16 protein-coding genes are annotated in these 22,962 nt (G+C 68.4%); 9 read left to right on the top strand and 7 right to left on the bottom strand.

The window, feature by feature from the left end; all coding sequences use genetic code 11:
• Window positions 1-14 precede the first annotated feature (14 nt).
• Entirely contained in the window at window positions 15-983 is a 969-nt protein-coding gene (locus JL101_RS09110) for a GlxA family transcriptional regulator (protein WP_228435372.1), read from the bottom strand.
• Window positions 984-1,210: 227 nt separating this feature from the next.
• Between JL101_RS09110 and JL101_RS09105 the strand changes: the two genes are divergently transcribed.
• Together JL101_RS09105 and JL101_RS09100 are read left to right on the top strand one after the other, a co-directional pair.
• Window positions 1,211-1,648 (top strand): hypothetical protein, encoded by a 438-nt coding sequence (locus JL101_RS09105; RefSeq protein ID WP_203099978.1) that lies wholly within the window; start codon window positions 1,211-1,213, stop codon window positions 1,646-1,648.
• A 261-nt stretch (window positions 1,649-1,909) separates the two neighbouring features.
• On the top strand, window positions 1,910-4,681 hold the full coding sequence (locus JL101_RS09100; RefSeq protein ID WP_203099976.1) for a PAS domain S-box protein: 2,772 nt from the start codon (window positions 1,910-1,912) through the stop codon (window positions 4,679-4,681).
• A gap of 52 nt (window positions 4,682-4,733) precedes the next feature.
• Here the strand turns inward: JL101_RS09100 and JL101_RS09095 are convergent, their stop codons facing one another.
• The 6 genes from JL101_RS09095 to JL101_RS09070 form a co-directional block, all read right to left on the bottom strand.
• Window positions 4,734-6,368, bottom strand: coding sequence for a DUF3369 domain-containing protein (locus JL101_RS09095; RefSeq protein WP_203099974.1), 1,635 nt, complete (start codon window positions 6,366-6,368; stop codon window positions 4,734-4,736).
• Window positions 6,368-8,461, bottom strand: coding sequence for a PAS-domain containing protein (locus tag JL101_RS09090; protein WP_203099972.1), 2,094 nt, complete (start codon window positions 8,459-8,461; stop codon window positions 6,368-6,370). Before JL101_RS09090 ends, JL101_RS09095 begins: the two co-directional genes overlap by 1 nt.
• Window positions 8,462-8,622: 161 nt before the next feature.
• The gene (locus JL101_RS09085; RefSeq protein WP_203099970.1) at window positions 8,623-9,333 is read right to left on the bottom strand and encodes a metallophosphoesterase family protein; all 711 of its coding nucleotides are present in this window, start codon (window positions 9,331-9,333) and stop codon (window positions 8,623-8,625) included.
• Window positions 9,334-9,583: 250 nt separating this feature from the next.
• Window positions 9,584-10,456 carry a cytochrome c gene (locus JL101_RS09080; RefSeq protein ID WP_228435371.1) on the bottom strand — a complete coding sequence of 291 codons (873 nt, stop codon included), beginning with the start codon at window positions 10,454-10,456 and terminating at the stop codon, window positions 9,584-9,586.
• A gap of 2 nt (window positions 10,457-10,458) precedes the next feature.
• On the bottom strand, window positions 10,459-10,974 hold the full coding sequence (locus JL101_RS09075; RefSeq protein WP_203099968.1) for a c-type cytochrome: 516 nt from the start codon (window positions 10,972-10,974) through the stop codon (window positions 10,459-10,461).
• Between the two features lie 92 nt (window positions 10,975-11,066).
• Window positions 11,067-13,238 (bottom strand): DUF3141 domain-containing protein, encoded by a 2,172-nt coding sequence (locus tag JL101_RS09070; RefSeq protein WP_203099966.1) that lies wholly within the window; start codon window positions 13,236-13,238, stop codon window positions 11,067-11,069.
• Between the two features lie 266 nt (window positions 13,239-13,504).
• On the opposite strand from JL101_RS09070, the gene JL101_RS09065 reads away from it, so the two are divergent.
• The 7 genes from JL101_RS09065 to edd all read left to right on the top strand — a co-directional run bounded on the left by JL101_RS09065 (window position 13,505) and on the right by edd (window position 22,953).
• Window positions 13,505-14,758: an ROK family transcriptional regulator gene (locus tag JL101_RS09065; RefSeq protein WP_203099964.1), complete on the top strand. Its 1,254-nt coding sequence runs from the start codon at window positions 13,505-13,507 to the stop codon at window positions 14,756-14,758.
• A gap of 62 nt (window positions 14,759-14,820) precedes the next feature.
• Window positions 14,821-16,395: a sugar ABC transporter ATP-binding protein gene (locus JL101_RS09060; protein WP_228435370.1), complete on the top strand. Its 1,575-nt coding sequence runs from the start codon at window positions 14,821-14,823 to the stop codon at window positions 16,393-16,395.
• A gap of 63 nt (window positions 16,396-16,458) precedes the next feature.
• Window positions 16,459-17,475, top strand: a complete 1,017-nt coding sequence (locus tag JL101_RS09055) for an ABC transporter permease subunit (RefSeq protein ID WP_228435369.1) — start codon at window positions 16,459-16,461, stop codon at window positions 17,473-17,475.
• A 64-nt stretch (window positions 17,476-17,539) separates the two neighbouring features.
• Complete coding sequence (locus JL101_RS09050) at window positions 17,540-18,487, top strand: ABC transporter substrate-binding protein (protein ID WP_203099962.1); 948 nt, start codon at window positions 17,540-17,542, stop codon at window positions 18,485-18,487.
• A 121-nt stretch (window positions 18,488-18,608) separates the two neighbouring features.
• Window positions 18,609-19,613, top strand: coding sequence for a PfkB family carbohydrate kinase (locus tag JL101_RS09045; RefSeq protein ID WP_203099960.1), 1,005 nt, complete (start codon window positions 18,609-18,611; stop codon window positions 19,611-19,613).
• Window positions 19,610-21,109 carry a glucose-6-phosphate dehydrogenase gene (gene zwf / locus JL101_RS09040; RefSeq protein ID WP_203099958.1) on the top strand — a complete coding sequence of 500 codons (1,500 nt, stop codon included), beginning with the start codon at window positions 19,610-19,612 and terminating at the stop codon, window positions 21,107-21,109. Before JL101_RS09045 ends, zwf begins: the two co-directional genes overlap by 4 nt.
• Before the next feature lie 17 nt (window positions 21,110-21,126).
• A complete protein-coding gene (gene edd, locus JL101_RS09035; RefSeq protein ID WP_203099956.1) occupies window positions 21,127-22,953 on the top strand; it encodes a phosphogluconate dehydratase in 1,827 nt (608 codons plus the stop codon).
• Window positions 22,954-22,962 lie beyond the last annotated feature (9 nt).

The raw sequence follows: 22,962 nt of genomic DNA, 5'->3' as shown, positions 1-22,962 counted from the left end.
AACAGAATTGCGTTTCAGGCCGCCGTCACCGACGCTTCGGCCCGGAAATGGCTGCGGTAATCCTGTGGCGTCACGCCCAGCCGGCGCAGGAAGGTCCGGCGCATGGTCTCGGCCGTGCCGAACCCCGCCGCCTCCGCGATCCGCTCCACCGGGTCGCGGGTGCGTTCAAGTCGGGCGCGGGCGGCGTCTAGGCGGGCGCCCTCGACGAATTTCTGGGGCGTCGTGCCGGTCTCCCGCTGGAAGACGCGGGCGAAGTTGCGCGGGCTCATGCCGGCGCGGGCCGCCAGCGCCTCGACCCGGAGGTCCGCCGACGGGTTCGCGACGATCCAGTCCTGCACGGCGCGGACCGGCGACCCGGCGTCGGCCTCCGCCATCACGTGGCTGCTGAACTGCGACTGCCCGCCCGGCCGCTTGAGGAACAGGACGAGCTGGCGGGCGATCTCCAGCGCCGCCCGGTGGCCGCGGTCCTCCTCGACCATGGCGAGCGCCAGGTCCATGCCGGCGGTCACCCCGGCCGAGGTGTAGATGTCGCCATCGCGGATATGCAGCGCGTCCGGCTCCAGCCGCACCCGCGGAAACGCCGACCGGAACTCGTCGCACCGAGCCCAGTGGGTCACCGCCCGGCGTCCGTCGAGCAATCCCGCCGCGGCCAGCACGAAGGCGCCGGAGCAGACCGACCCGAGGCGACGCACGCGCGGGCGCATCGCGCGAAGCCAGTCATGGACGCGGGGATCCGAGGCGGGCGTCCCGACACCCACGCCGCCGGCCACCAGCAGCGTGTCGATCCCGCCGGAGACCTCCGCGAAGCCGCGCTCCGCGACCAGCCGCATCCCCGACGAGGTCCGCAGCGGGCCGGCCTCCAGCCCGATGATCTCGACCGGATACCCAGCGTGGCAGAACACCTGGAGCGGTCCGGCCACGTCGAGGATCTGGACATCGGGATAGGCCAGCACGGCCATGCGGGGGTTCGGGATCGTCGTCATGGCCGGCATTATCGAGCCGCCGCGGCGCTGGCAGCAATGACAAAGAACCCACGTTTCCGGCCAGACCCGGATTGCCACCCCGACTTCTCCCCGACTTCTCCCCGGGCGTCCATCCAACGGCGTAGGGCAGAGTACCGCGCCGGCACCCCTACCGGGCGAGATAGCGGTTCGGCGGATTTTACTACAATGCCCGCAGCTGCACTCGTCAAATCATCAATGGGATTGAAATGAAGATCACCGGGCTCCTGCTGTCCACCGCCGGCTTCCTCGGCCTCACCACCGGCGCCGTCCTCGAGTTCAGCACCGGGAGCGGTCTCGACCGGCTGATCAATTACGGGCTCCTCTCATCCCTGCTCGACCACCGCATGCTGATCGTCCTGATCTCCGGCTTCGCCCTGGTGGCGGGCGCCGTGCTCTACGGCTTCTCGGTGACCCAGGAGGCGCTGGGCCGGATGACTGCCATGATCGGCGCGGCGATCGACGCTCCCGATACCTGCCCGGCGATGCCGCTCCTGCTGACCACCCCTGCGGCGGCGCCGGCCGACGTCACCGCCCTGCGCCCGGCGCCGGGGGGCACGATCCTGAAGATGATGCCCGAGAGCATCGTGCCGGACAGCCCGCTGCGGGACGGCGTCGCGCGCGAGGGCGGCACCCGGGGCGCCTGACCGGGAAGCCGTCCCGCCCCTGCGTCCCGTCCGATGCCCCGATCAGGCCACTTCGTCTCGAATGTACATCACCCTTATAGAAGTCCCGCCGGGTTGAAAAGGAGTCCCTTAACCACTGTTATTCCATAATTGCCCAGAACCCCGATTTCTGCACTGGCCGGTCCGACATTGCCTTCCGCGACATTCTCCCCTTCTTCCGCGCCACGGCCGGAGCCGGCCCGGGCTCCATCCTTCCCGGTATCCGCGAAGGTCCTGGACACGATGCCCGAGGTGGTGTTCGCGACCGACGCCCAGGGCAGATGGACCTACCTGAACCCGGCATGGACGCGGATGACCGGCTTTCCCGTCGAGGACTGCATCGGGCGCCCGTACCATGAGTTCGTCGATCCGGAGGAACGGCAGAGCTCCCTGACCCGCTTCTCCGCGCTGCTCATGGGACGGGAGACCCGCTACCGGCGCCAGGTGCGCTACCGGACCGCCTCCGGCGCGCCCTGCTGGGTCGAGGTGAGCGTCACGCTGGAGCGTGACGGGGAAGGCCGCCTGACCGGCAGCTGCGGCTCGATGGTGGAGATCACGGCGCGCATGCGCGCCGAAGCCGCGACCCGGGGCGAACAGGCGATCCTCGAGACGATCGTGGGAGGCGCCCCGCTCGACACCATCCTGTGCCGGATCTGCCTGCTGTCGGAGGAGCTGACCCCGCAGAGCCGCTGCTCCGTCCTGCTGCTCGATCCGGACGGCGTCCATCTCAGGATCGCCGCCGCCCCGGGCCTGCCGGACGACTACAACGCCGCCATCGACGGCGTCGCGATAGGCATCGGAACGGGGTCCTGCGGCAGGGCGGCTTTTACCGGCACCCCGGTGATCGTCGCGGACATCGCGACGGACCCGCTATGGGACGGCTATCGCGACAGCGCCCTGCCCCACGGGCTGCGCGCCTGCTGGTCTTTCCCGATCATCGCGGACGGCGTCGTGCTGGGCACCTTCGGCACCTACTACGGGGTCGCCCGGGCGCCTGACGAAACCGAGATGGAAACGGCGGGCCGGCTCGCCAAGCTTGCCGCCGTCGCGATCATCCGGAGCCGCACCGACGAGGCCCTGCGCGTCAGCGAGGAGCGCTACGCCGTCGCGGCGCGGGGCGGCCATGTCGGGATCTGGGACATCGACCTCGTCGCCGGGGCGATCCACTGGAGTCCCCTCCACAAGCAGATGCTGGGGCTGGGGCCGAGCGCCGATCCGGGCAGCGACACGGGGATCGGGATCCTGGGCGAAACGCTGGAACGGCTGATCCATCCGGAGGACGTCGCGGAGGTGGCGGCCGCCTATGAGTCCCACCTCGCCCGGGGCACGCCCTACGACGTCACGTTCCGCATCAACCGGCCCGACGGCGCGGTCCGCTGGTTGCAGTCCCGCGCCGAGGCGGTCCGGGACGATTCCGGCCGCGCGGTCCGCATCGCCGGCAGCATCCTGGACGTGACCGAGAAGATCGAGTCCGTCGAGGCGCTGCGGCGGAGCGAGCAGCGCTTCCGGGACTTCACCGAGGTGGCGTCGGACTGGCTGTGGGAGACCGACACGGATTTCCGGGTCACCTTCGTTTCCGGCCGGGCGGTCGATACGCTGGGGATCGCCCCGGCGGACATGATGGGCCGGCAGCTGCGGGAAATGGTCTCGGAGAACACGGCGACGCCGAAATGGCGGCGCTACTACGAGGACTTGGAAGCCCGCCGCCCGATCGACTCGTTCGAGTTCTCCCACCGGACGCCGGAAGGCGACCTGCGGCATTTCCGGATCAAGGCACGGCCGTTCCTGGACGGTCGAGGGGTGTTCCGGGGATACCGCGGGACCGGGACCGACATCACCGCCGAGCGCAACTCGGCCGACGCGCTGCGCACCCGGGAACGCGAGCTGTCGGAGGCGCAGCGGATCGCCCGGACCGGCGACTGGCTGTGGCATGTGGACGGCCGGCGGGTCGAATGGTCGGACGAGACCTACAGGATCTTCGGCGTCGATCGCCGGAGCTTCGTCCCGGACTTCGGCAACGTGTTCTCCTTCGTCCATCCGGACGACCGCGACGCGGTGATCGACGGGCTGACCCGCTCGGCCGCCGAAAAAGGCCGCTCGGCCATGGAGTTCCGCGTCCACCGCGCCGACGGGGAGGAGCGGCATGTCTGGGCGCAGTGGCAGTGCAGCCTGGGCGAGTCCGGCGAGGTCGCCCACGTCTTCGGGGTCTGCCGGGACATCACCGAGCAGAAGAAGACGGAGGAGATGCTGCGGGCCGCCAAGGACGCGGCCGAGGCGGCCAGCCGCGCCAAGTCGGAATTCCTGGCCAGCATGAGCCACGAGCTGCGCACGCCGCTCAATGCCATCATGGGATTCAGCGAGGTCCTGAAGGAGCAGATCCTGGGTCCCCTGAGCGAGCGCTACCGGGACTATGCCAGCGACATCCACCGCAGCGGCCAGCACCTGCTGGACCTGATCAGCGACCTGCTGAACATGGCGCGGATCGAGGCGCGCCAGATGGAGTTCCAGGACGAGGCCGTCTCCCTGTCCGAGATCGTGGACGAGGCCTTCCGCCTGACCCGCCTTTCCCCCGGCGAGACGCGCCAGACCGTGACGAGAACGCTGCCGGACCCGATGCCGATGCTCCGGGCGGACCGCCGCGCGCTCAAGCAGGTGCTGATCAACTTGCTCGGCAACGCAGCCAAGTTCACCCCCGAACAGGGAACCATCGGCCTTGCCGTGCGGCACGACTCCGCCGGCGACCTGGAGATCACCATCTCCGACAGCGGCATCGGCATCCCGGAAAGCCGGCTGCCGGACCTCGGCAAGCCGTTCAGCCGGGTGGAGAACGTGATGTCCCGGCGCTACCAGGGCAGCGGCATGGGCCTGTTTATTTCCAAGACTTTGATAGAGCGCCACGGCGGCACCCTGACGATCGCCAGTTCCGAGGGACAGGGAACCTCCGTCACGGTCCGCCTGCCGGCCGAAAGGCTCGTGGCGCCGGACGGCGCCCCGGAGGAGCGGGCGGCGGATTGATCCGGCGGCCACAAAGCGATACCGGTCGGAGATCAGCGCCGATAAGCGCCCCTCAGCCGATCCCTTCCTCGTCCAGGCCGCGGTCCAGGATCGTCAGGAAGGCGTCGACCACCAGGGGGTCGAAGTGGGTGCCGCTCTGGGACTTGAGGTGGTCGATCGTGTCCTGGAGGGTCCAGGCCTCCTTGTAGGGGCGCTTGTGCATCAGGGCGTCGTAGACGTCGGCGACGGCGGTGATCCGGCCGCCGACCGGGATCGCCTCGCCCTTCAGGCCGGCGGGATAGCCGGTACCGTCGTATTTCTCGTGGTGGGTTTCCGCCACCTCGGCGCCGAGGCTCAGGTAGCTGCGGCCCGGGACCATCTTGGCGACCTCGCGCAGGACGTTTCCGCCGATGGTGGGGTGCTGGCGGATCACGGCCATCTCCTCCTCGGTCAGGCGCGCCGGCTTGTTCAGGATGCTGTCGGGCAGGCCGACCTTGCCGACGTCGTGCAGGATGCTGGCGAGGCCGATCTGATCGACGAAACGGTCGTCGATCTCGTCCGGGAAGGCGCCGCGCGCCTTCAGCTCCGCCGCGATCAGGCCGGTGAGCCGCTCGATCCGCCGGACATGGTGGCCGGTGATCTCGTCCTTGAACTCGGCCAGCTTGCCCAGCGCATAGACCGTCGCCTTCTGGGCGTTGAGCACCTGTTCGTAGAGATAGACGTTGTCGAAGGCGATGGCGACCTTGCCGCAGAATATCTCCAGCAGGTTGCGGTCCAGGTCGCCCAGGGGCGGGTGCCCCTCCAGGTAGACGACGCTGGTGGAATGGTTGCGCGAGCGGAACACGATCACGCTGTGGTCGGCGCAGTAGATGTTCCGCCCCTCGCCCAGGGAGCGCCGGATGTCGGAGACGGCATCGGCCGACAGGATCCGCTCGAGCGGCTGCCCGGACTCCACGCCGAGCATTTCGGAGCTGGCGAGCACCTGGAGCGCGCCGACCGGCGCGGTATCGCCGTCCTGGCACACGGTGCAGAGCAGCGATCCGGTCGCCCCGTGGATCAGCGAGCGGAGCTGGAGCAGGACCCCCTCGACGAACTGGCTCATGGAGCGGTGCTCGAACAGGGAGGCCGATCCGTCGATGATCTTCTCCAGCCCGCGCCGGCTCATGTCGATGCTGATGATGTGCTGGTATGACCGCAGGGCGGCGACCACCGCCGTGAACAGCTTCTGCGACGTCAGCTCGCTCTTGGACTTGTAGTCGTTGATGTCGTAGTTGACGATCACCTGCCGCTCGGGCGCCTGTCCCGGCTGGCCGGTGCGCAGGATGACCCTGACCTGCTCGTTCCCCGCCGTGCGCCGGATGAACTCGACGCAGCGCAGGCCGGCGTCGTCGGTCTCCATCACCACGTCGAGCAACACGACCGCGGTGTCGGGATGCTCCAGGATCAGATGGCAGGCTTCCGACGCGCTGAAGGCGCTGATGAACTCGAGCGGCCGCTCGTCGAAGACGAAGTCGCTGAGGACGACCTTGGTGATCGCGTGCACCTCCCGGTCGTCGTCGACGATCATCACCTTCCAGGGCTTGATCCTGCGGCGGTTCGCCGTCGAGTCGTCGCCCTGCAGGGCGAGGGTCTCGTCGCCCTCGCCGTCCGCCTCGTCGGCGAACAACAGGTCGTCGTCCTCGCCGATGTCTCCGTCGATGGCTGTCATCACTCGTCGATCCAAAGCTCCACTTGACCCGGAGCGGTCCTGGGAATGGCGAGGATGAAGGCGGCACCCTGGCCCACTTCGCTCACCACGTCGATGGTGCCGCCCAGGCTCTGGGTCACGATGTTGTAAACGATATGCAGTCCCAGTCCGGTCCCGCCCGTTCCCCGCTTGGTGGTGAAGAAGGGTTCGAAGATGCGCGCCAGGTTCTTTTCCGGGATGCCCCGGCCGGAGTCGGCATATCGTATCACCACGGTGGCGCTGTCGCGCAACTGGGCGGAGATGGTGATCGTTCCGATTTGCCCTTCGGAGAAGCCATGGAGGAGAGAGTTCATCACGAAGTTGGTCAGCACTTGCGATAATGCACCCGGATAGCTGTCGATTTCAAGGTCATGCGGGCAGTCCACCACGACCGAGTGCTGGGCCTGCTTCAAGCGCGGCTTCAGGCTGAGCAGGATTTCGGCGACGTAGGCCGACAGGTTGAAGCGGCGCCGGATGTCGGCGGACTGGTCCACCGCCACCTGCTTGAAGCTCTGGATCAGCTCGGCCGCGCGGCCGATGGTGGCCACCATGATCGCTGAGGTCTCGACCGCGGTTTCCAGGTAGCGCTCGGCCTCGGACTTCTTCAGCTTGCCGCTCTGGAACTGGGCTCGGAACTCCGCCGTCCGCTCGCCCAGGTGGGAGGCCGCGGTCAGGGCCGTGCCGATCGGCGTGTTGATCTCGTGCGCCACCCCGGCCACCAGGGAGCCGAGCGCCGCCATCTTCTCCGCCTGGATCAGGCTGTTCTTGGCCTGCTGAAGGCTGGAATAGGCCAGTTCCGCCGCCTCCTTCGAGGCACGCAGCTCGTCCTCGGCGGCCTTGCGCTTGGTGATGTCGGTGTAGCTGCACACGAAACCGCCGCCCGGCAGGCGGTTGCTGCGCGCCTCCACCACGGTCCCGTTTGGACGCCGCCGCTCGTAGATCGGCCGGCTTTCGAGCAGCGCCCGCTGGTCGCCGCGGAACAGGTCGACCTCCGACTCGGGCAGGGTGTCGAAGTCGCCCAGGTCCGCGAGATAGCCGGCGATCTCGTCCTTGGTCGGGCCGCTCTCCAGGAACTCGCCCGGCAGTCCCAGAAGATCGATGCAGCGCCGGTTCCACCCGATCACCCGAAGATCGCGGTCGGTGATCAGCATGGCCTGGTCCATGTTCTCCAGCGTGGCCTTCAGCATGGCCCGCTCGATCGCCAGCTCCTGCTCGATGCGCTTGCGCTCGTTGATCACGTTGACCGCGGTCAGGCTGGCCTGCTCGCCCTTGTGGTCGAACAGCCGCGCCGAGAGCAGCGCCCAGAACGGCCGCTTCATGCTGTCGGCCAGCTGGACCTCGAACTCGTCCACCTGAGCGTCCTGGCGCAGCAGGACGCCCAGGCGCCGCCGCTCTTCCTCGACCACGTAGAAATCCGTGGCGTACCGCCCCACCGCCAGGTCGGAGGCGATCCCGAACAGTTCGGAGGCCCGACGGTTGATCTGGAGGATCTTCGCGTCGGAGGTCCTGGCGAGGACCAGCGGCACGGGCACCGCGTCGATCAGCTGGCGCTGGACGTCCTCCGCCTGTTTCCGCGCCGTGATGTCGGTGAACCCCACGAGGAAGGCGTCCTCGCCGTGGTAGGGGATCAGCACGGCCGACAGGGTGACCCAGAAGATCCGGCCGTCGGCATTGCGCAGCCTCACCTCGCGCTCGTCGATCCGGCCGGCCTGCTCCAGGGCCGCCTGGACGTCCTCGTAGTCGGCCCGCCTGGCGTACTTCACCGTGGAGCGGCGGCCCATCATGGACGCGGCGTCCTGGTTGGCGATCCGGGCCAGCGGCGTATTGACATAGAGGACGACTTCGTCGCAGCGGCGCAGTACCGCGACCGGGAACGGTATGGCGTCGAGGATGAGCTGCTGGCCGGCCCGGGTGGGATCGTCCGCGCCGCCATCGCCGTATGGGGCGGACGCCCCCTCGGCCAGGACGGCGGATCCCGGGGCGGACGGTGCAGGCGAGGCTGTTCCGCCGGTCAGGTCGGCGGGAGAGAAGCCGGGCGACAGGAGCCGGCCCGATCGGCGCCGGCGTCCGGCCAACCATCCCCCCCCGAAGACAGTGGCCGCGCCGAGAAGGAGCAGCGATGCGTTTATCATTATCGTTCACGAAGCGGCGGTTGCTCGCAACACGATAAGGAAGATTCGATCAAGAATCGTTTTCAGATCGAAGCTGCGACATCAACACGCGGAAGCTTTGTATTCTAATAATGCGACGCGTCCTGGCGGACCCTGGAGGCCCTGGCCGGCACGGCGAGCCGCCACAACCCGGCGCGCGCGATCCCGACGACGCGCAGTCCCGCCGGAAGCATGACCTGGTAGCCGATATGGTGGTGGCCGTGGATGATCGTCCGGGCGCCCATCGAGCGGGCGAGCTCGTCCAGCACGGCGAACCCGTGCCTGTGGCTGCTGGGGGCTTCATGGCACACCAGCACGTCGGCGCGCTGGGCCTTGAGCTTCTGGTAGTCCTCCCACCAGATCGACACCCTTTGCGCCAGGGGCAGCCCGCCCCGCCAGCGGTGGCCTGTCGGCAAGGAGTCCAGGTAGGAGTCCCGGCTCGGATAGCGCGGCGTCCCGTCGCCCTCCGACGGGTGCCAGATGCGCCCGCGGAACACGCCTCCCAGGCCGGCGACGCGAAGGCCGGGGGCCAGTTCGACCACCTGCCCATGCAGGTTGAAGCCTGCCAGACCGCTGTCGAAGAGATTGCTGTACCAGTGGACCCGGTCGCCGTCGTGGTTGCCGGGTATCCACCAGATCGGAACTCCCGCCGATACGACCGGCGCCAGCACCTCTTCCAGGGGCTGCTCCAGGTCATGGTCGCCGACGATGACGACCGCCTTCGGGCGCTTGGCGGCCACGGCCCGGATGATCTGCGAGAAGCTGCCGTGGGGATCGCCGCAGAACAGGATCGTCATGGCGTGCCCCGTCGAGCGGCCTGTCGGCGCTGGTCGGGCACGCGCATCCATCCTCCTCCTCACGGATCTCCGCGCCCCGGTTCGGCCCCACTTCCTGGTGAAGCCTCCGGTCCCGCGACCGGAAAGGCCGCTTCGGCGCATCCACTGCTTCGTTATTAGTGTAAAGTGCTCCGCTTTCTCACGAAACCCGAAAAGTTGGGTATTTCGCCTAAACGCGCGCCGGGCGTTCCCGAGGAAAGCCCGGCCCCGCTCACCCGCCCGGCGGGACCGTCAGCAGATAGGCCGCGATCGCCTCCCGGTCCTCGGCGGTCAGCTTGGACGTGCTGTTCTCCACCACCTCGTTCATGCCGCCGCCGACGAAGTCGCCGTCGGGCATCATGCCGATCTCCAGCAGGAAGGCGATTTCGCCGGGCGACCATTTGCCGATGCCTTTCCCGGGATCGGACGTGATGTTCGGCACCGGCTTGCCTTCCGGACCGTCGGCCGATCCGGCGAGCATCCGGTCGTGGTCGACGGCGCCCATGAAGTTGCGCGGGCTGTGGCATTCGCCGCAGTGCCCCGCCGCTTGGACGAGATAGCGCCCGCGCTCCCATTGCGCATCGCGGCCGGGCTCGGGCGGCAAGCCGCCGTCCTCCAGGAAGAGGGCCTGCCAGGCCGGGAGCAGGAAACGCCAGCCGAAGGGAGGCGACACGTCGTGGGGCCGGTTCGGCTTCGACACGGCCGGCTGGGCGTCCAGGTAGGCCTTGAGGTCGCGCAGGTCCTGGTCGGTCAGATGGGTGAACGAGGTATAGGGAAAGACCGGGAAATAGGCCGTGCCGTCCGGCGAGCGGCCCTCGCGCAGCGCGCGGATGAAATCCTCGTCGGTCCAGCCGCCGATCCCGGTCTCCGGGTCGGGGGTTATGTTCGGCCCGTAAAAGGTGCCGAAAGGGGTCTTCAGGGCCCGCCCGCCGGCCAGTCGGGGGGCTTCCTTGGATTCGGTGTGGCAGCCCAGGCAGCCGGCGGCGTTGAAGATGTACTCGCCGCGCTTGACCGGATCGTCCCCGGCCGTCTGGGCCATCGAGGGGGCGCCGCCGCCGGCCACGAGGGCCAGCGGCACGCCCAGGCGTAGAAGCCAGGAAGCCACGTTCAGTTTTTCTTCTGGCGGAAATCGTCGTGGCAACCGCCGCAGGACTGCCCGACCTGGGCGAACTGCCGGGCGATCGCCGCGCGGTCACCTCCCTCGGCGGCCGAAGAGAGGTCGTTGCCGGCGGTCACCAGCCGGGCGGCGGCCTGCTCGAACTTCGGCCACTGCTGCCAGATCTCGGGCTTGGCCTCGCTGCCCTCGATCCTGCCGATGCCGGTGTCGGCGGGGAACAGGCTGGGGGCGATCTTCTGCGAAGCCTGCCGGATCGCGGCGGCGCCCTCGCGCACCCCCTCGACCGTGCCGCCCTCGTTCTTGACGTAGGCGGAGATCTTCTTCATCGCGTCGCCCATGCTCTTCATGGCCGATTCGCGCTCCTTGACCACGGCGGCCGGGTCGGCGGACACCGGCCGCTGGGATTGGGCACCGGCCTGGCCGATGGCGGCGACGAGGATTCCTGCCGAAGCGACGCAGATCACGGCATTTCGAACGATGCCTTGTTTTTGACCGATCTTGCTCAACGCAACTCTCCTTCCGCTGATGACCAGGGAAGTAGACTCGAAACGCCGGCTCTCCACCCAGAGCGAGAAGGGGTAATCCTTTCGGGATGGCGTCAAGCGCTGGCCGCCCGTCCGGTTTTCCGCTCGTCCAGCCCAAGCGCCGCCTGGATTCGGTCGAGGCGCGCCTGCGCCTTCGCGGACAGGGCGCCCTGGGCCTGGGAGATGCGCCGGACCGCGTCCAGGACGCGCTCGCGGCCCTCGCGGTCGGGAACGAGGCCGGGAAGGGCGCGAATCGCACGCTCCTCGTCGATCTGGAGGATGGCGGCCTGGACGCGGACGCAGTCCTTCACCTGGGCGACGTTCACCTTCCCGGCCTCCGGCCGCTCGTCGCGGATCCGCTCCATCATCCGGAAGGTGCGTTCGTCCACCATGCGGCGGTCCTCGCGGAAGACATAGAGCAGGGAGCGCATCAGCGCCTCCAGCCGGCCGCCCTCCCCGATCCGGGTCGCCAGCAATGCCATCCGGGCCTTGGCCAGCTCGGCGCGCAGCCCGGCGTCGCCCCGGCGGCGGACATGCCGGGCGCCCTCGGCGCGCAGGCCGACGGCGGCCTCGACCAGGGGCGACCCGTAGATCGCCTTGAATATCCGCTCATAGCCGAGGTCGCGGGCTTTCCGGTACTCCTCCAGCGCCCGGACGATGCCGTCCGACGTCCGCCGCTCCGCCTCGACGAAGGGATTGCCGGGAGTGGCCGGCCGGCGGTCCCGCCGGACCATCCCGGCCAGGGATTCCAGCGGCCGCATGAAGGGATTGAAGTCCGAGGCCATCAGGCGTTCGAGCCGCGCCGGATGCATCAGCCGCAGCCAGCGGGCCGACGCCTCGGTGACGAAGGGGGTGATCCAGGGGCGGGCGAAGGTCTCGTACAGGCCCTCGTTGACCTGGGAGACGCGGGCGACGGTCTCGAACCGCAACTCGTCCTCCCGCGTGTCGTCCAGCTTGAGGATGTCTTCGATCTCGCGCGGCTCGAACCGCATGACGTAGCGGTCCGGGATAAGGTCGGCGTTGGGCAGGTCCGGCCGCTTGTCGTCGATGATCAGCTCGTACAGGCCGGGCGGCAGGATGTCGATGAAGTCCAGGCCGCCGATGAACTCGGACGTGTGCTTCTGCGCGACCCTGGCCGACACGAAGATGCCGAGATGGCCGATGTCCTCGTGCAGGGTATAGACGATGACCTGCTCGTTGGTGCGGATCTCCTCCGTGCTGTCATAGACGTCGGCGATCCAGTTCAGGGCCTGCTGGGGCGGCGTGATGTTGTCGCCCCACGAGGCGAAGATCACGATGGGCGAGCGGATGTTGCGCAGGTCGATCGTCTTGCCGCCCTGGGACGAGACGATCTCGCCCCGTGCCAGCTTGTTGCCGATGAACAGGCCGTTGACGATGGCGAGGATTTCCTCCTGGTTCATCAGGAAGATGCCGCCCCACCAGCGCTCGAACTCCAGGAACCGCTCCTCCTCGGTATCGATCCTGGAATACAGGTTGTAGTACTTGGTCCAGTAGGTGTTCGCCGGGTTCAGGCTCTCGAAGTTCCGGACCAGGTTGGCGCCGTCGAAGCGGCCGTTGCCCAGGTCGCTGGCGAGCAGCGCCGCCCAGGAACCGCCGGTCAGCCCGCCGGTATAGCGCATCGGGTTCGATCCCTCGATGCCCGCCCAGTAGGAGAGCGGCGCCCCCGCCAGGATGATCGGTCCCATGATCTCCGGCCGGGCGGCGCTCAGGATCGCGACGGCCCAGCCGGCCTGGCAGTTGCCGTAGACGCACGGCTTGTCGCTGTCGGGATGCCGGTCTCGGACCGTCTCGACGAACAGGGCCTCGGCCCGCGCCACGTCCTCCAGCGTCTGGCCCGGCTCCGGTTCCGGGAAGAAGGTGACGAAGTAGCAGGGATGGCCGAAGCGGAGCGCGAAGCCGACCTCGCTGTCCTCCTTGAAGCCGCCGATGCCCGGCCCGTGGCCCGCCCGGGGATCGACGACGATGAACGGGCGCTTCGCCGGATCGATCCGCTGCCCCGGCCTGGGAAGGATGCGGAGCAGCGCGTAATTGACCGGCCGGTCCAGGGTCCTGCCGTCCAGCACCGTTTCGTGCTCGAACGCCAGCAGCGGCGGCTTGCCCTGCTCGAAATGCTCGACCGCGATATTGCCGCGCTTGCGCAGGACATCCCAGAAAAGGACCGAGCGCTGCGTGCTGTCGGTCACGTATTCGGCCCAGTTCCTGTAAAGCTCGGTGAAGATCGTCATCGGCTCGCTCCTGGCGGCGGCCGGCCCGGCCAGAGGCCGTCCGGCCGAGACTACTTTGAGGGAGGATGGAACGTTAATGGTTTGTTAGCCTTGTCGCTTCGCGGGAGTCAAGCGACGCGCCCTGTGGCGAAACCGCCCACGGGCGGATCGTACCGATGCCCCATCATTAATTCAGACTGAATTATTTATTGACAGGCCCGAGGGAGCGTGCAAAAGTTAACTCAAGGTTAAGCGCTGAAGCGCGCCATTCGGGGAGGACGGTTGTGGTGACCAGCGCGTCGAATTCGGCCCTTCCGGGGGGCACGTCGAACGGCAACCCGGCCACGGGCCAGGGCAGCAACTCCGTCAATATCCGACTGTTCAACGAGCGCGTGATCCTGAACGCGCTGCGCCGCCTGGGCCAGGCCTCCAAGGCCGACCTGTCCCGCTATGTCAGCCTGACCAACAACACCGCCGGCGTGATCGTCAAGGAACTGGAAGAGCGCAAGCTGATCCGCAGCGAGGGCAAGCGTTCAGGCGGCCGGGGCCAGCCGGCCACCCTGCTCTCCCTCGATCCCGACGGCGCCTATGCCATCGGCGTCAAGTTCGGCCGCCGGTCGATCGATACGCTGCTGGTCGATTTCCGCGGCCACGTGCTGGACCGGCGGCACCACGAACTGGATTTCCCGATGCCGGACGAGGCGGTCGGCCTGGCGCTGCACGACATCGCGGCGCTGCGCAAGGGCGTTCCCCAGGGCGCGTCCGCCCGGATGGCCGGCATCGGCATCGCGACCCCGTACGACATGGGAAGCTGGCGGCGGGAGCTGGACATCGCCTCCGAGGCGTACCGGGTCTGGAACGAGGTCGACATCTCGTCCCGGATCGGCACCGAGACCGGCCTGCCGGTCTTCCGGGAAAACGACGGCACGGCGGCGGCGGTCGCCGAGATGTTCCGCGGCCGGGGGCGAGAGCTGGACAGCTTCGTCCATGTCTTCATCGGCGCCGCGGTCGGCGGCGGCATCGTGCTGAACGGCGAGTATTACCGCGGGGCCACCGGGTACGGCGGCGACATCGGCCTGATGCCGGTCGGGCGCTCCCGCCTGGCGACCGCGCCGGACCCGGCGCGCAGCCACGACATCCTTCTGACCCGCGCTTCGATCAATTCGCTGATCCGCCACCTGCGCGGCAACGGCGTCCCGATCTCCAGCCGGAGCGAGGTCGAGGAGGCGTTCACCCGCCACCCCCGGCTGGTCGGGGAATGGCTGGAGGACTGCGCCGACGCCCTGGTGGTCCCGCTGCTCTCGGCGGCCCGGCTGCTGGACGTGGAAGCGATCGTCCTGGACGGCGACCTGCCGAAGTCGATCAAGGAGGACCTGCTGGAACGGCTGGTCCCGCTGCTCGACGCGGCGACGCCGGAAGCCCGCAAGCCGCCCCGGCTGCTGCTGGGGATGATCGGGCGGGAGGCTTCCGCCCTGGGTGCCGCGATCCTGCCGCTGCACCTGAACTTCAGCCCGAGCAGGGAAATCCTCGTCAACCAATAGGCCGGTCCCGTCCCCGTCGGGGACCGGAGCAACGGCGACAGTCGACTTCACCGGAGGGAACCATGGGTGCGACCGCGCTTGGCCCGCATGCACAGGGCGCGCAGACACAGCAGATGCGTCCGCCGACCTTGGAGATGCGCGGCATCTCCAAGACCTTTCCCGGCACCAAGGCGCTCAGCAACGTGTCGCTCAAGGCCTGGGGCGGCGAGATCCTGTCCCTGATGGGCGAGAACGGCGCGGGCAAGAGCACCCTGATGAAGGTGCTGTCCGGCGCCTACCAGGCCGATCCGGGCGGGCAGATCCTGATCGACGGCCAGGCGATCGACATCAGCAACCCGCATGTGGCGCGCGAGCACGGCATCGCGATCATCTACCAGGAACTCAGCCTGCTGCCGAACCTCAGCGTCGCGGAGAACATCTTCTTCGGCCGCGAGCCGTCCAGGCGCGGCCTGATCGACCGGCGCGGCATGAAGGAGAGCTGCCGCGACGTGCTGAAGCGGCTGGGCGCCACCTTCGGCCCCGAGACGGTCGTGGCGACCCTGTCGATCGCCGAGCGCCAGCTGGTCGAGATCGCCCGGGCGCTCCATTCCAAGTCCAAGATCCTGGTGATGGACGAGCCGACGACCACCCTGTCGTCGCGCGAGACCGACCGGCTGTTCGCCCTGATGCGCCAGCTGCGCGACGACGGGTTGGCGATCATCTATATCAGCCACCGCATGGCCGAGGTCTACGAGCTGTCCGACCGGGTCTCGGTGCTGCGCGACGGGAGCTATGTCGGCACGCTGGAGAAGGACGACATCTCCGCCGACAAGCTGGTCAAGATGATGGTCGGCCGCGACCTGAGCAGCTTCTACAAGCACGACCACGTCGCCAAGGCCGGCCGCGCCCGGGGCCAGCCGATGCTGGCGGTGGAAGGGATCACCGACGGCGGCAGGCGGGTCCATCCCGCCAGCTTCACGCTCTACGCCGGCGAGGTGCTGGGCCTGGCGGGGCTGGTGGGATCCGGCCGGACCGAGCTGGCCCGGCTGATCTACGGCGCCGATCCCAGGACCGCCGGCACCGTCAGGATCGACGGCAAGGAGGTGAACATCCGGACTCCGAAGGACGCCATCGACGCCGGCCTGACCTACCTGACCGAGGACCGCAAGCACCAGGGCCTGTTCCTGGACATGTCGGTCAAGGACAACATCAATTTCAGCGTGATCGGCCGCGACGCCTTCGGGGGCGGCGTGCTCAACCGCCGCAAGGCGGTGGACCGGGCGAAAAGCTCGATCAACGAGCTCAAGATCCGGGTCGCCAGCGCGGCGGTCGGCGTCGGCACCCTGTCCGGCGGCAACCAGCAGAAGGTCCTGCTGTCGCGCTGGCTGGAATCCAAGCCGCGCGTGATGATCCTCGACGAGCCCACGCGGGGCGTCGACATCGGCGCCAAGGCCGAGATCTACCGCATCATCGACCAGCTCGCCCAGAGCGGCGTCGCGGTCCTGGTGATCTCCAGCGAACTGCCGGAGATCATGGGCATCTGCGACCGGATCCTGGTGATGCGCGAAGGACATATCGAGGGGCAGGTCGGCGGCGCCGACGGCCCTCCCGTCACCCAGGAAGCCATCATGGCGCTGGCCACCGGCGTCCGGCTCTGAGCGCTCCGGCAGAACGCCGGCCCGCATAGCCAGCCAAGGAAAAATCCAGGAGGAAGTCTTCCCATGTGTTCGATGAAGACGATGGGCGCCGACACCCAGATCGCCGAGCAGAAGTCGGCCGCGGCGGCAGCCCGCAAGCAGAACCTGCACACCATCATCCAGGTCGTCGGCATGCTGCCGGTGCTGATCCTGATCTGCATCGGGTTCGAGTTCGCCACGGGCAAGTTCCTGAACGCCCGCAACATCTCGATCGTCATGCAGCAGGCGTCGATCAACATCGTGCTGGCGACCGGCCTGACCTTCGTCATCCTGACCGGCGGCATCGACCTGGCGGTCGGCGCGGTGCTGGCGGTTTCCGCCGTCACCGCCGTGTCCATGACGCTGACCGGCATGCCCGACCTGGCGATCCCGCTGGCGCTTCTGGTCGGCCTGTCGCTGGGCGCGGTCAACGGCTGCCTGATCGCCTTCTTCCGCCTGCCCGCCTTCATCGTGACGCTGGGCGCCATGACCGCGGTCCGCGGCCTGTCCCGGCTGGCGGCCAACGACACCACCGTGTTCAACGCCAACCTGCCCTTCGCCTGGATCGGCAACAGCCAGCTGTTCGGCGTGCCCTGGATGGTCGTCATCGCCCTGGCGGTGGTCGCGATCAGCTGGTTCATCCTGCGCCGCACCGTGCTGGGCGTCTGGATCTACGGCGTCGGCGGCAACCCGGACGCGGCCCGGCTGTCGGGCATCAAGGTCTGGGCGGTGCTGCTCTTCGTCTACGCCATGTCGGGAATGCTGGCGGGCCTCGCCGGCGTCATGTCCGCTGCCCGCACCCTGTCGGCCAACGGCGCGCAGCTCGGCATGGGCTACGAACTGGACGCCATCGCCGCTGTCATCCTGGGCGGCACGAGCTTCGTCGGCGGCATCGGCTCGATCTTCGGCACCCTGGTGGGGGCGCTGATCATCGCGGTGCTGTCCAACGGCCTGATCCTGATGAATGTCAGCGAGGTCTGGCAGCTCATCATCAAGGGACTGGTCATCGTCGGCGCGGTCGCGCTGGACCGGTACCGCAACAAGGGGAGCGCCCGCACCTGACACCCGCCTGAACCCAAGTCACGCCCAACTGCAACCACACCGATCCCGAACCGGAGGAAACACCATGATCAAGAAGTCAGCCCTGCTCGCCGCCACCGCCCTGCTCGCCCTTACCGCCGCCGCGGCGGCGCCGGCCTCGGCCGCGGAACTGAAGTCGGTGGGCATCACCGTCGGCAGCCTGGGCAATCCCTTCTTCGTGCAGATCGCCAAGGGCGCCGAGGCGAAGGCCAAGGAGATCGGCGGCCCGGACACCAACGTGACGGTCGTCTCTTCCGACTACGACCTGAACAAGCAGTCCACGCAGATCGACAACTTCATCGCGTCCGGCGTCGACATGGTCCTGGTCAACGCCGCCGACCCCGTCGCGATCGAGCCGGCCATGGTCCGCCTGAAGGCGGCCGGCATCGTCGCCGTCGCGGTGGACGTCAGCGCCAAGGGTGCCGCCGCCACGGTCACCACCGACAACATCGAGGCCGGCGTGAAGGCCTGCGAGTACATCGCGCAGAAGCTGAACGGCAAGGGCAACATGGTGATCATGAACGGCCCGCCGGTCTCCGCAGTGATCGACCGGGTCAACGGCTGCAAGGAGGCCCTGGCCAAGACGCCCGACATCAAGATCCTGTCGGACAACCAGAACGGCAAGGGCTCCCGCGAGGGCGGGCTGGAAGTCATGATCGGCCTGCTGACCGCCTTCCCCAACATAGACGCGGTCTTCGCGATCAACGACCCGCAGGCGATCGGCGCCGACCTGGCGGCCAAGCAGCTGAACGTGACCGACCTGATCATCACCTCGGTCGACGGCGCCCCGGACATCGAGGGCGCCCTGAAGCAGGAAGGCAGCCTGATCCAGGCCTCGTCCGCCCAGGACCCCTACGCGATGGCCCAGAAGGCGGTCGAGGTCGGCAACGAGATCCTTCAGGGCAAGCAGCCGGCCCAGGCCACCACGCTGATCCCGGCGGAGCTGATCACCCGCGAGAATGTCGGCCAGTACAAGGGCTGGACGTCGAAGTAAGCGGGTAGCGAAGACCCGCCGCGAAACTCTCCCCGCGCCGTCCGCCATCCTCCTCGTGCGGCGCGGGGCTTTTTCCCCGAAACCGATTTCCCCGTCTCAACGTCCAGTCGAAGAGGTCCACATGGCAGACGCGATCTGCATGGGCGAGCTGTTGATCGATTTCGTCCCCGTCACCACGGGCACCGATCTGCTGACGGCCACCGCGTTCCAGAAGGCTCCCGGCGGCGCCCCCGCCAACGTCGCGGTGGGCCTCTCCCGGCTGGGCACCAGCAGCGCGCTGATGGGCCGGGCCAGCGAGGACGGTTTCGGCCGCTTCCTGATCAAGACGCTGGAGGATTCCGGCGTCGACGTCAGCCTGATGCGCCGCTCGCGCCGGACCCGCACCCCGCTGGCCTTCGTGTCCCTGGCGGAGGACGCCGAGCGCGAGTTCCTGTTCTACGGCGACCCCAGCGCCGGCTTCTGCCCCGAGGACGTCGATTTCGAGGCCATCGCCAAGGCGAAGCTGGTCCATTTCGGCTCGATCGGGCTGATCCCGGAGGCTTCCTGCGTTGCCACCCTCCAGGCGGTGGACGCGGCCCGCGGCCAGGGACTGCACGTGTCGTTCGACGCCAACCTGCGGCTCGACCTGTGGCCGACCGCGGACAGCGCCCGGGAAGCCATCCGCGAGGGCATCGAGCGGGCCACCATCGTCAAGCTCAGCGACGACGAGCTGGACTTCCTGACCGGGGCGACGGACCCGGTCGAGGGTGCCCGCGGCCTGATGCATGCCGGAACGGCCTTGATGGTGGTGACGCACGGCCGCCATGGCTGTACCTTCGTGACGCGGGAGGTCGCGGGCAAGGCTTCCAGCTTCAAGGTCGATCCCGTGGACACCACCGGAGCGGGCGATGCTTTCATGGCCGGCCTTCTGACCGGATTGCTCGAACATCCGAACGCACCCCTGACATCGGACCTGCTCCATGCCATGTGCCTTTTCGCGAATGCCGCGGGCGCCCTGGCGACGACGCAGCGGGGCGGCATCCCCGGGCTGCCGCACCGGGCGGACGTGACGGCGCTGGTCGGCAAAGGCCCATCCGGGAATGGCCCGTCCGATAATGGAACGACAAGCAAGGAGGCTGAAGGATGACTGCACACACGGCTCCGGTCGAAACCTTCGATTACCTCGTGTTCGGCGGGACCGGCGACCTGGCGCTCCGAAAGCTCCTGCCTGCCCTCTACCTGCGCGACAAGGCCGGCCAGATCACCGCGGAAAGCCGCATCATGGCGGTCTCCCGCAGCCAGTTGGACGTGGCCGGGTACAAGGCCAAGGCCGAGGAAGCCCTGCGGCGCCACCTGCATTCGGACGAGTTCGACGAGGCGACGTGGGAGCGGTTCGGCGCGAGGCTGGACTATGTCGCCGCCGACGCCACCTCCACCCAGGGCTGGGACGGGCTCCGGGCACATCTGGAGGGGCGCGACGGCGTCGTCCGGGTCTTTTACCTGGCGACCTCGCCCGAACTGTTCGGCCCGATCTCCGAACGGCTGCAGGCCTTCGGCCTCGTCACCGAGAAATCCCGGGTCGTGCTGGAGAAGCCGATCGGCCGCGACCTGGAATCCGCGAAGCGGATCAACGACGAGGTCGGCGGGGTCTTCGCCGAGGAGCAGATCTACCGGATCGACCATTACCTGGGCAAGGAGACGGTCCAGAACCTGCTGGCGCTGCGCTTCGCCAATTCCCTGTTCGAGCCGGTCTGGGACGCGGGCCATGTGGACCATGTCCAGATCACCGTGGCCGAGACCGTCGGCGTCGAGGGGCGCGGCGGCTATTACGACAATTCCGGCGCGCTCCGCGACATGGTGCAGAACCACTTGATGCAGCTTCTCTGCCTGGTCGGCATGGAGCCGCCGGTCTCGCTGGACCAGGAGGCGGTCCGCGACGAGAAGATCAAGGTTCTCCGGTCGCTCAAGCCCATCGGGGTCGAGAACATCGCGGCCTGCACGGTGCGCGGACAGTACCGCGCCGGCGCGGTCAATGGTGCGGCCGTTGGTTCCTACGCCGAGGAGGCCGGTGCCTCGTCCGGCGGCAAGCCCAGCAATACCGAGACCTTCGTGGCCCTGAAGGTCGAGATCGAGAACTGGCGCTGGTCCGGCGTGCCGTTCTACCTGCGCACCGGCAAGCGCATGCCGGCCAAGGTGTCGGAGATCGTCATCCAGTTCCGCCAGGTACCGCACTCGATCTTCCCGCGGGGTGCCGGCGAGATCACGCCGAACCTGCTGGTCGTCCGCCTGCAGCCGGACGAGAGCATCCGGCTGAACCTGATGGCCAAGGACCCCGGCCCCGGCGGCATGCGCCTGCGCGAGGCGTCGCTGAACCTCAGCTTCGCCGAGACGTTCAAGAGCCGGTTCCCCGACGCCTACGAGCGGCTGCTGATGGACGTGGTCCGGGGCAACCCGACGCTGTTCATGCGCCGCGACGAGGTGGAGGCGGCCTGGCGCTGGACCGAAAGCATCCTGGATGCCTGGGCCGCGCGCGGGGATACCGTCAAGCCCTATATCGCGGGCACCTGGGGTCCCTCCCAGTCCGTTGCCCTGATCGAACGCGACGGCCGGACCTGGCACGACGACGCCATGACCGCCGGCTGAGCCGAAGGAGAGACGAGATGGAGCTGAACCAGACCCTCGCCCGCGTCACCGACCGCCTGATCGAGCGCAGCGCCGACCGGCGGGCGGCCTATCTCGCCCGGATCCGCGCCGCGGCCGACAAGGGACCGACCCGGTCGCGGCTGTCGTGCAGCAACCTGGCGCACGGCTTCGCCGCCTGCGCCCCGTCCGAGAAGCAGGACCTGGCGGAGACGGCCAAACCGGACATCGCCATCGTCTCCGCCTACAACGACATGCTGTCGGCGCACCAGCCGCTGGAGACCTTCCCCGCCATCATCAAGCGCGCGGTCCACGAGAACGGCGGCGTCGCCCAGTTCGCCGGCGGCGTGCCGGCCATGTGCGACGGGGTGACCCAGGGCAACGCCGGGATGGAATTGTCGCTGTTCAGCCGCGACGTGATCGCCATGGCGACCGCGGTGGCCCTGTCGCACGACATGTTCGACGGCGCGCTGATGCTGGGCGTCTGCGACAAGATCGTCCCGGGCCTGGTGATCGGAGCCTTGTCGTTCGGCCATCTGCCGACCATCATGGTGCCGGCCGGCCCCATGACCTCGGGCCTGCCCAACGCCGAGAAATCGCGCATCCGCCAGCTCTACGCCGAGGGCAAGGTCGGCCGCGACGCCCTGCTGGACGCGGAATCGAAGTCCTACCACGGCCCCGGCACCTGCACCTTCTACGGCACGGCCAACAGCAACCAGATGCTGATGGAGATCATGGGTCTCCACCTGCCCGGTGCCGCCTTCGTCAATCCCGGCACCCCGCTGCGCGACGCGCTGACCGCGGCGGCCGGCAAGCGGGTGCTGGAGATCACCGCGCTGGGCAACCAGTATACACCGGCCGGCGAGGTGGTGGACGAGCGGGCGGTGGTGAACGGCGTGGTCGGCCTGCTCGCCACGGGCGGCTCGACCAACCACACGATCCACCTGATCGCCATGGCCCACGCGGCCGGCATCGCGCTCACCTGGCAGGACTTCGCCGACCTGTCGGGCGTCGTGCCCCTGCTCGCCAGGGTCTATCCCAACGGCAATGCCGACGTGAACCATTTCCACGCCGCCGGCGGCATGGCCTTCGTGATCCGGGAGCTGCTGGACGCCGGCCTCCTTCACGAGGATGTTCGGACCGTCGCGGGCGACGGCGGCATGCGCCGCTACGCCGAGGAGCCGACGCTGGAAGGCGAGAAGCTGGCTTGGCGGCCTGGAACGTCCGTGTCGCTGGACGGCAAGGTTCTCGGCACCGTGGAGGCGCCGTTCGCCAAGGACGGCGGCATCAAGGTGCTGGAGGGCAATTTCGGCCGCGCGGTGATCAAGACGTCGGCGGTGAAGCCCGAGCACCGTTTCGTCGAGGCCCCCGCCCGCGTCTTCACCGACCAGGCCGAGCTCCAGGCCGCGTTCAAGCGCGGCGAGCTCCACCGCGACTTCGTCGCCGTCGTGACCTTCCAGGGCCCCAAGGCCAACGGGATGCCGGAGCTGCACAAGCTGACGCCTCCCCTGGGGGTACTCCAGGACCTGGGCTTCAAGGTGGCGCTGGTGACCGACGGCCGGATGTCGGGCGCGTCGGGCAAGGTGCCGGCCGCGATCCATGTCACCCCGGAAGCGGCGTCGGGCGGCATGATCGCCCGGATCCGCGACGGCGACATGGTGCGGCTCGACGCGGAGAACGGTATCCTCGAAGTCCTGTTGGACGCAGAGGAGTTCGCGGCCCGCGAACCCGCGTCGCCCGACCTGACCGGCAACCGCTTCGGCACCGGCCGCGACCTGTTCGGCGCTTTCCGCGCCCTGGTCGGCGGCGCCGAGGACGGCGCGTCGGTCTTCACTACCGCAGCATGAGGATCTAAA

It is taken from the genome of Skermanella rosea, from assembly GCF_016806835.2.
In the GTDB taxonomy this organism is placed as follows: Bacteria; Pseudomonadota; Alphaproteobacteria; order Azospirillales; family Azospirillaceae; genus Skermanella; species Skermanella rosea.
This window is presented reverse-complemented; position numbering and strand designations above follow the sequence as displayed.

Excerpts from the sequence above, each read along its gene's own strand:
- JL101_RS09110 (WP_228435372.1), bottom strand. The coding sequence starts at position 983 with ATGACGACGATCCCGAACCCCCGCATGGCCGTGCTGGCCTATCCCGAT.
- JL101_RS09105 (WP_203099978.1), top strand. The coding sequence starts at position 1,211 with ATGAAGATCACCGGGCTCCTGCTGTCCACCGCCGGCTTCCTCGGCCTC.
- JL101_RS09100 (WP_203099976.1), top strand. The coding sequence starts at position 1,910 with ATGCCCGAGGTGGTGTTCGCGACCGACGCCCAGGGCAGATGGACCTAC.
- JL101_RS09095 (WP_203099974.1), bottom strand. The coding sequence starts at position 6,368 with ATGACAGCCATCGACGGAGACATCGGCGAGGACGACGACCTGTTGTTC.
- JL101_RS09085 (WP_203099970.1), bottom strand. The coding sequence starts at position 9,333 with ATGACGATCCTGTTCTGCGGCGATCCCCACGGCAGCTTCTCGCAGATC.
- JL101_RS09070 (WP_203099966.1), bottom strand. The coding sequence starts at position 13,238 with ATGACGATCTTCACCGAGCTTTACAGGAACTGGGCCGAATACGTGACC.
- JL101_RS09060 (WP_228435370.1), top strand. The coding sequence starts at position 14,821 with ATGGGTGCGACCGCGCTTGGCCCGCATGCACAGGGCGCGCAGACACAG.
- JL101_RS09055 (WP_228435369.1), top strand. The coding sequence starts at position 16,459 with ATGTGTTCGATGAAGACGATGGGCGCCGACACCCAGATCGCCGAGCAG.
- JL101_RS09050 (WP_203099962.1), top strand. The coding sequence starts at position 17,540 with ATGATCAAGAAGTCAGCCCTGCTCGCCGCCACCGCCCTGCTCGCCCTT.
- JL101_RS09045 (WP_203099960.1), top strand. The coding sequence starts at position 18,609 with ATGGCAGACGCGATCTGCATGGGCGAGCTGTTGATCGATTTCGTCCCC.
- zwf (WP_203099958.1), top strand. The coding sequence starts at position 19,610 with ATGACTGCACACACGGCTCCGGTCGAAACCTTCGATTACCTCGTGTTC.
- edd (WP_203099956.1), top strand. The coding sequence starts at position 21,127 with ATGGAGCTGAACCAGACCCTCGCCCGCGTCACCGACCGCCTGATCGAG.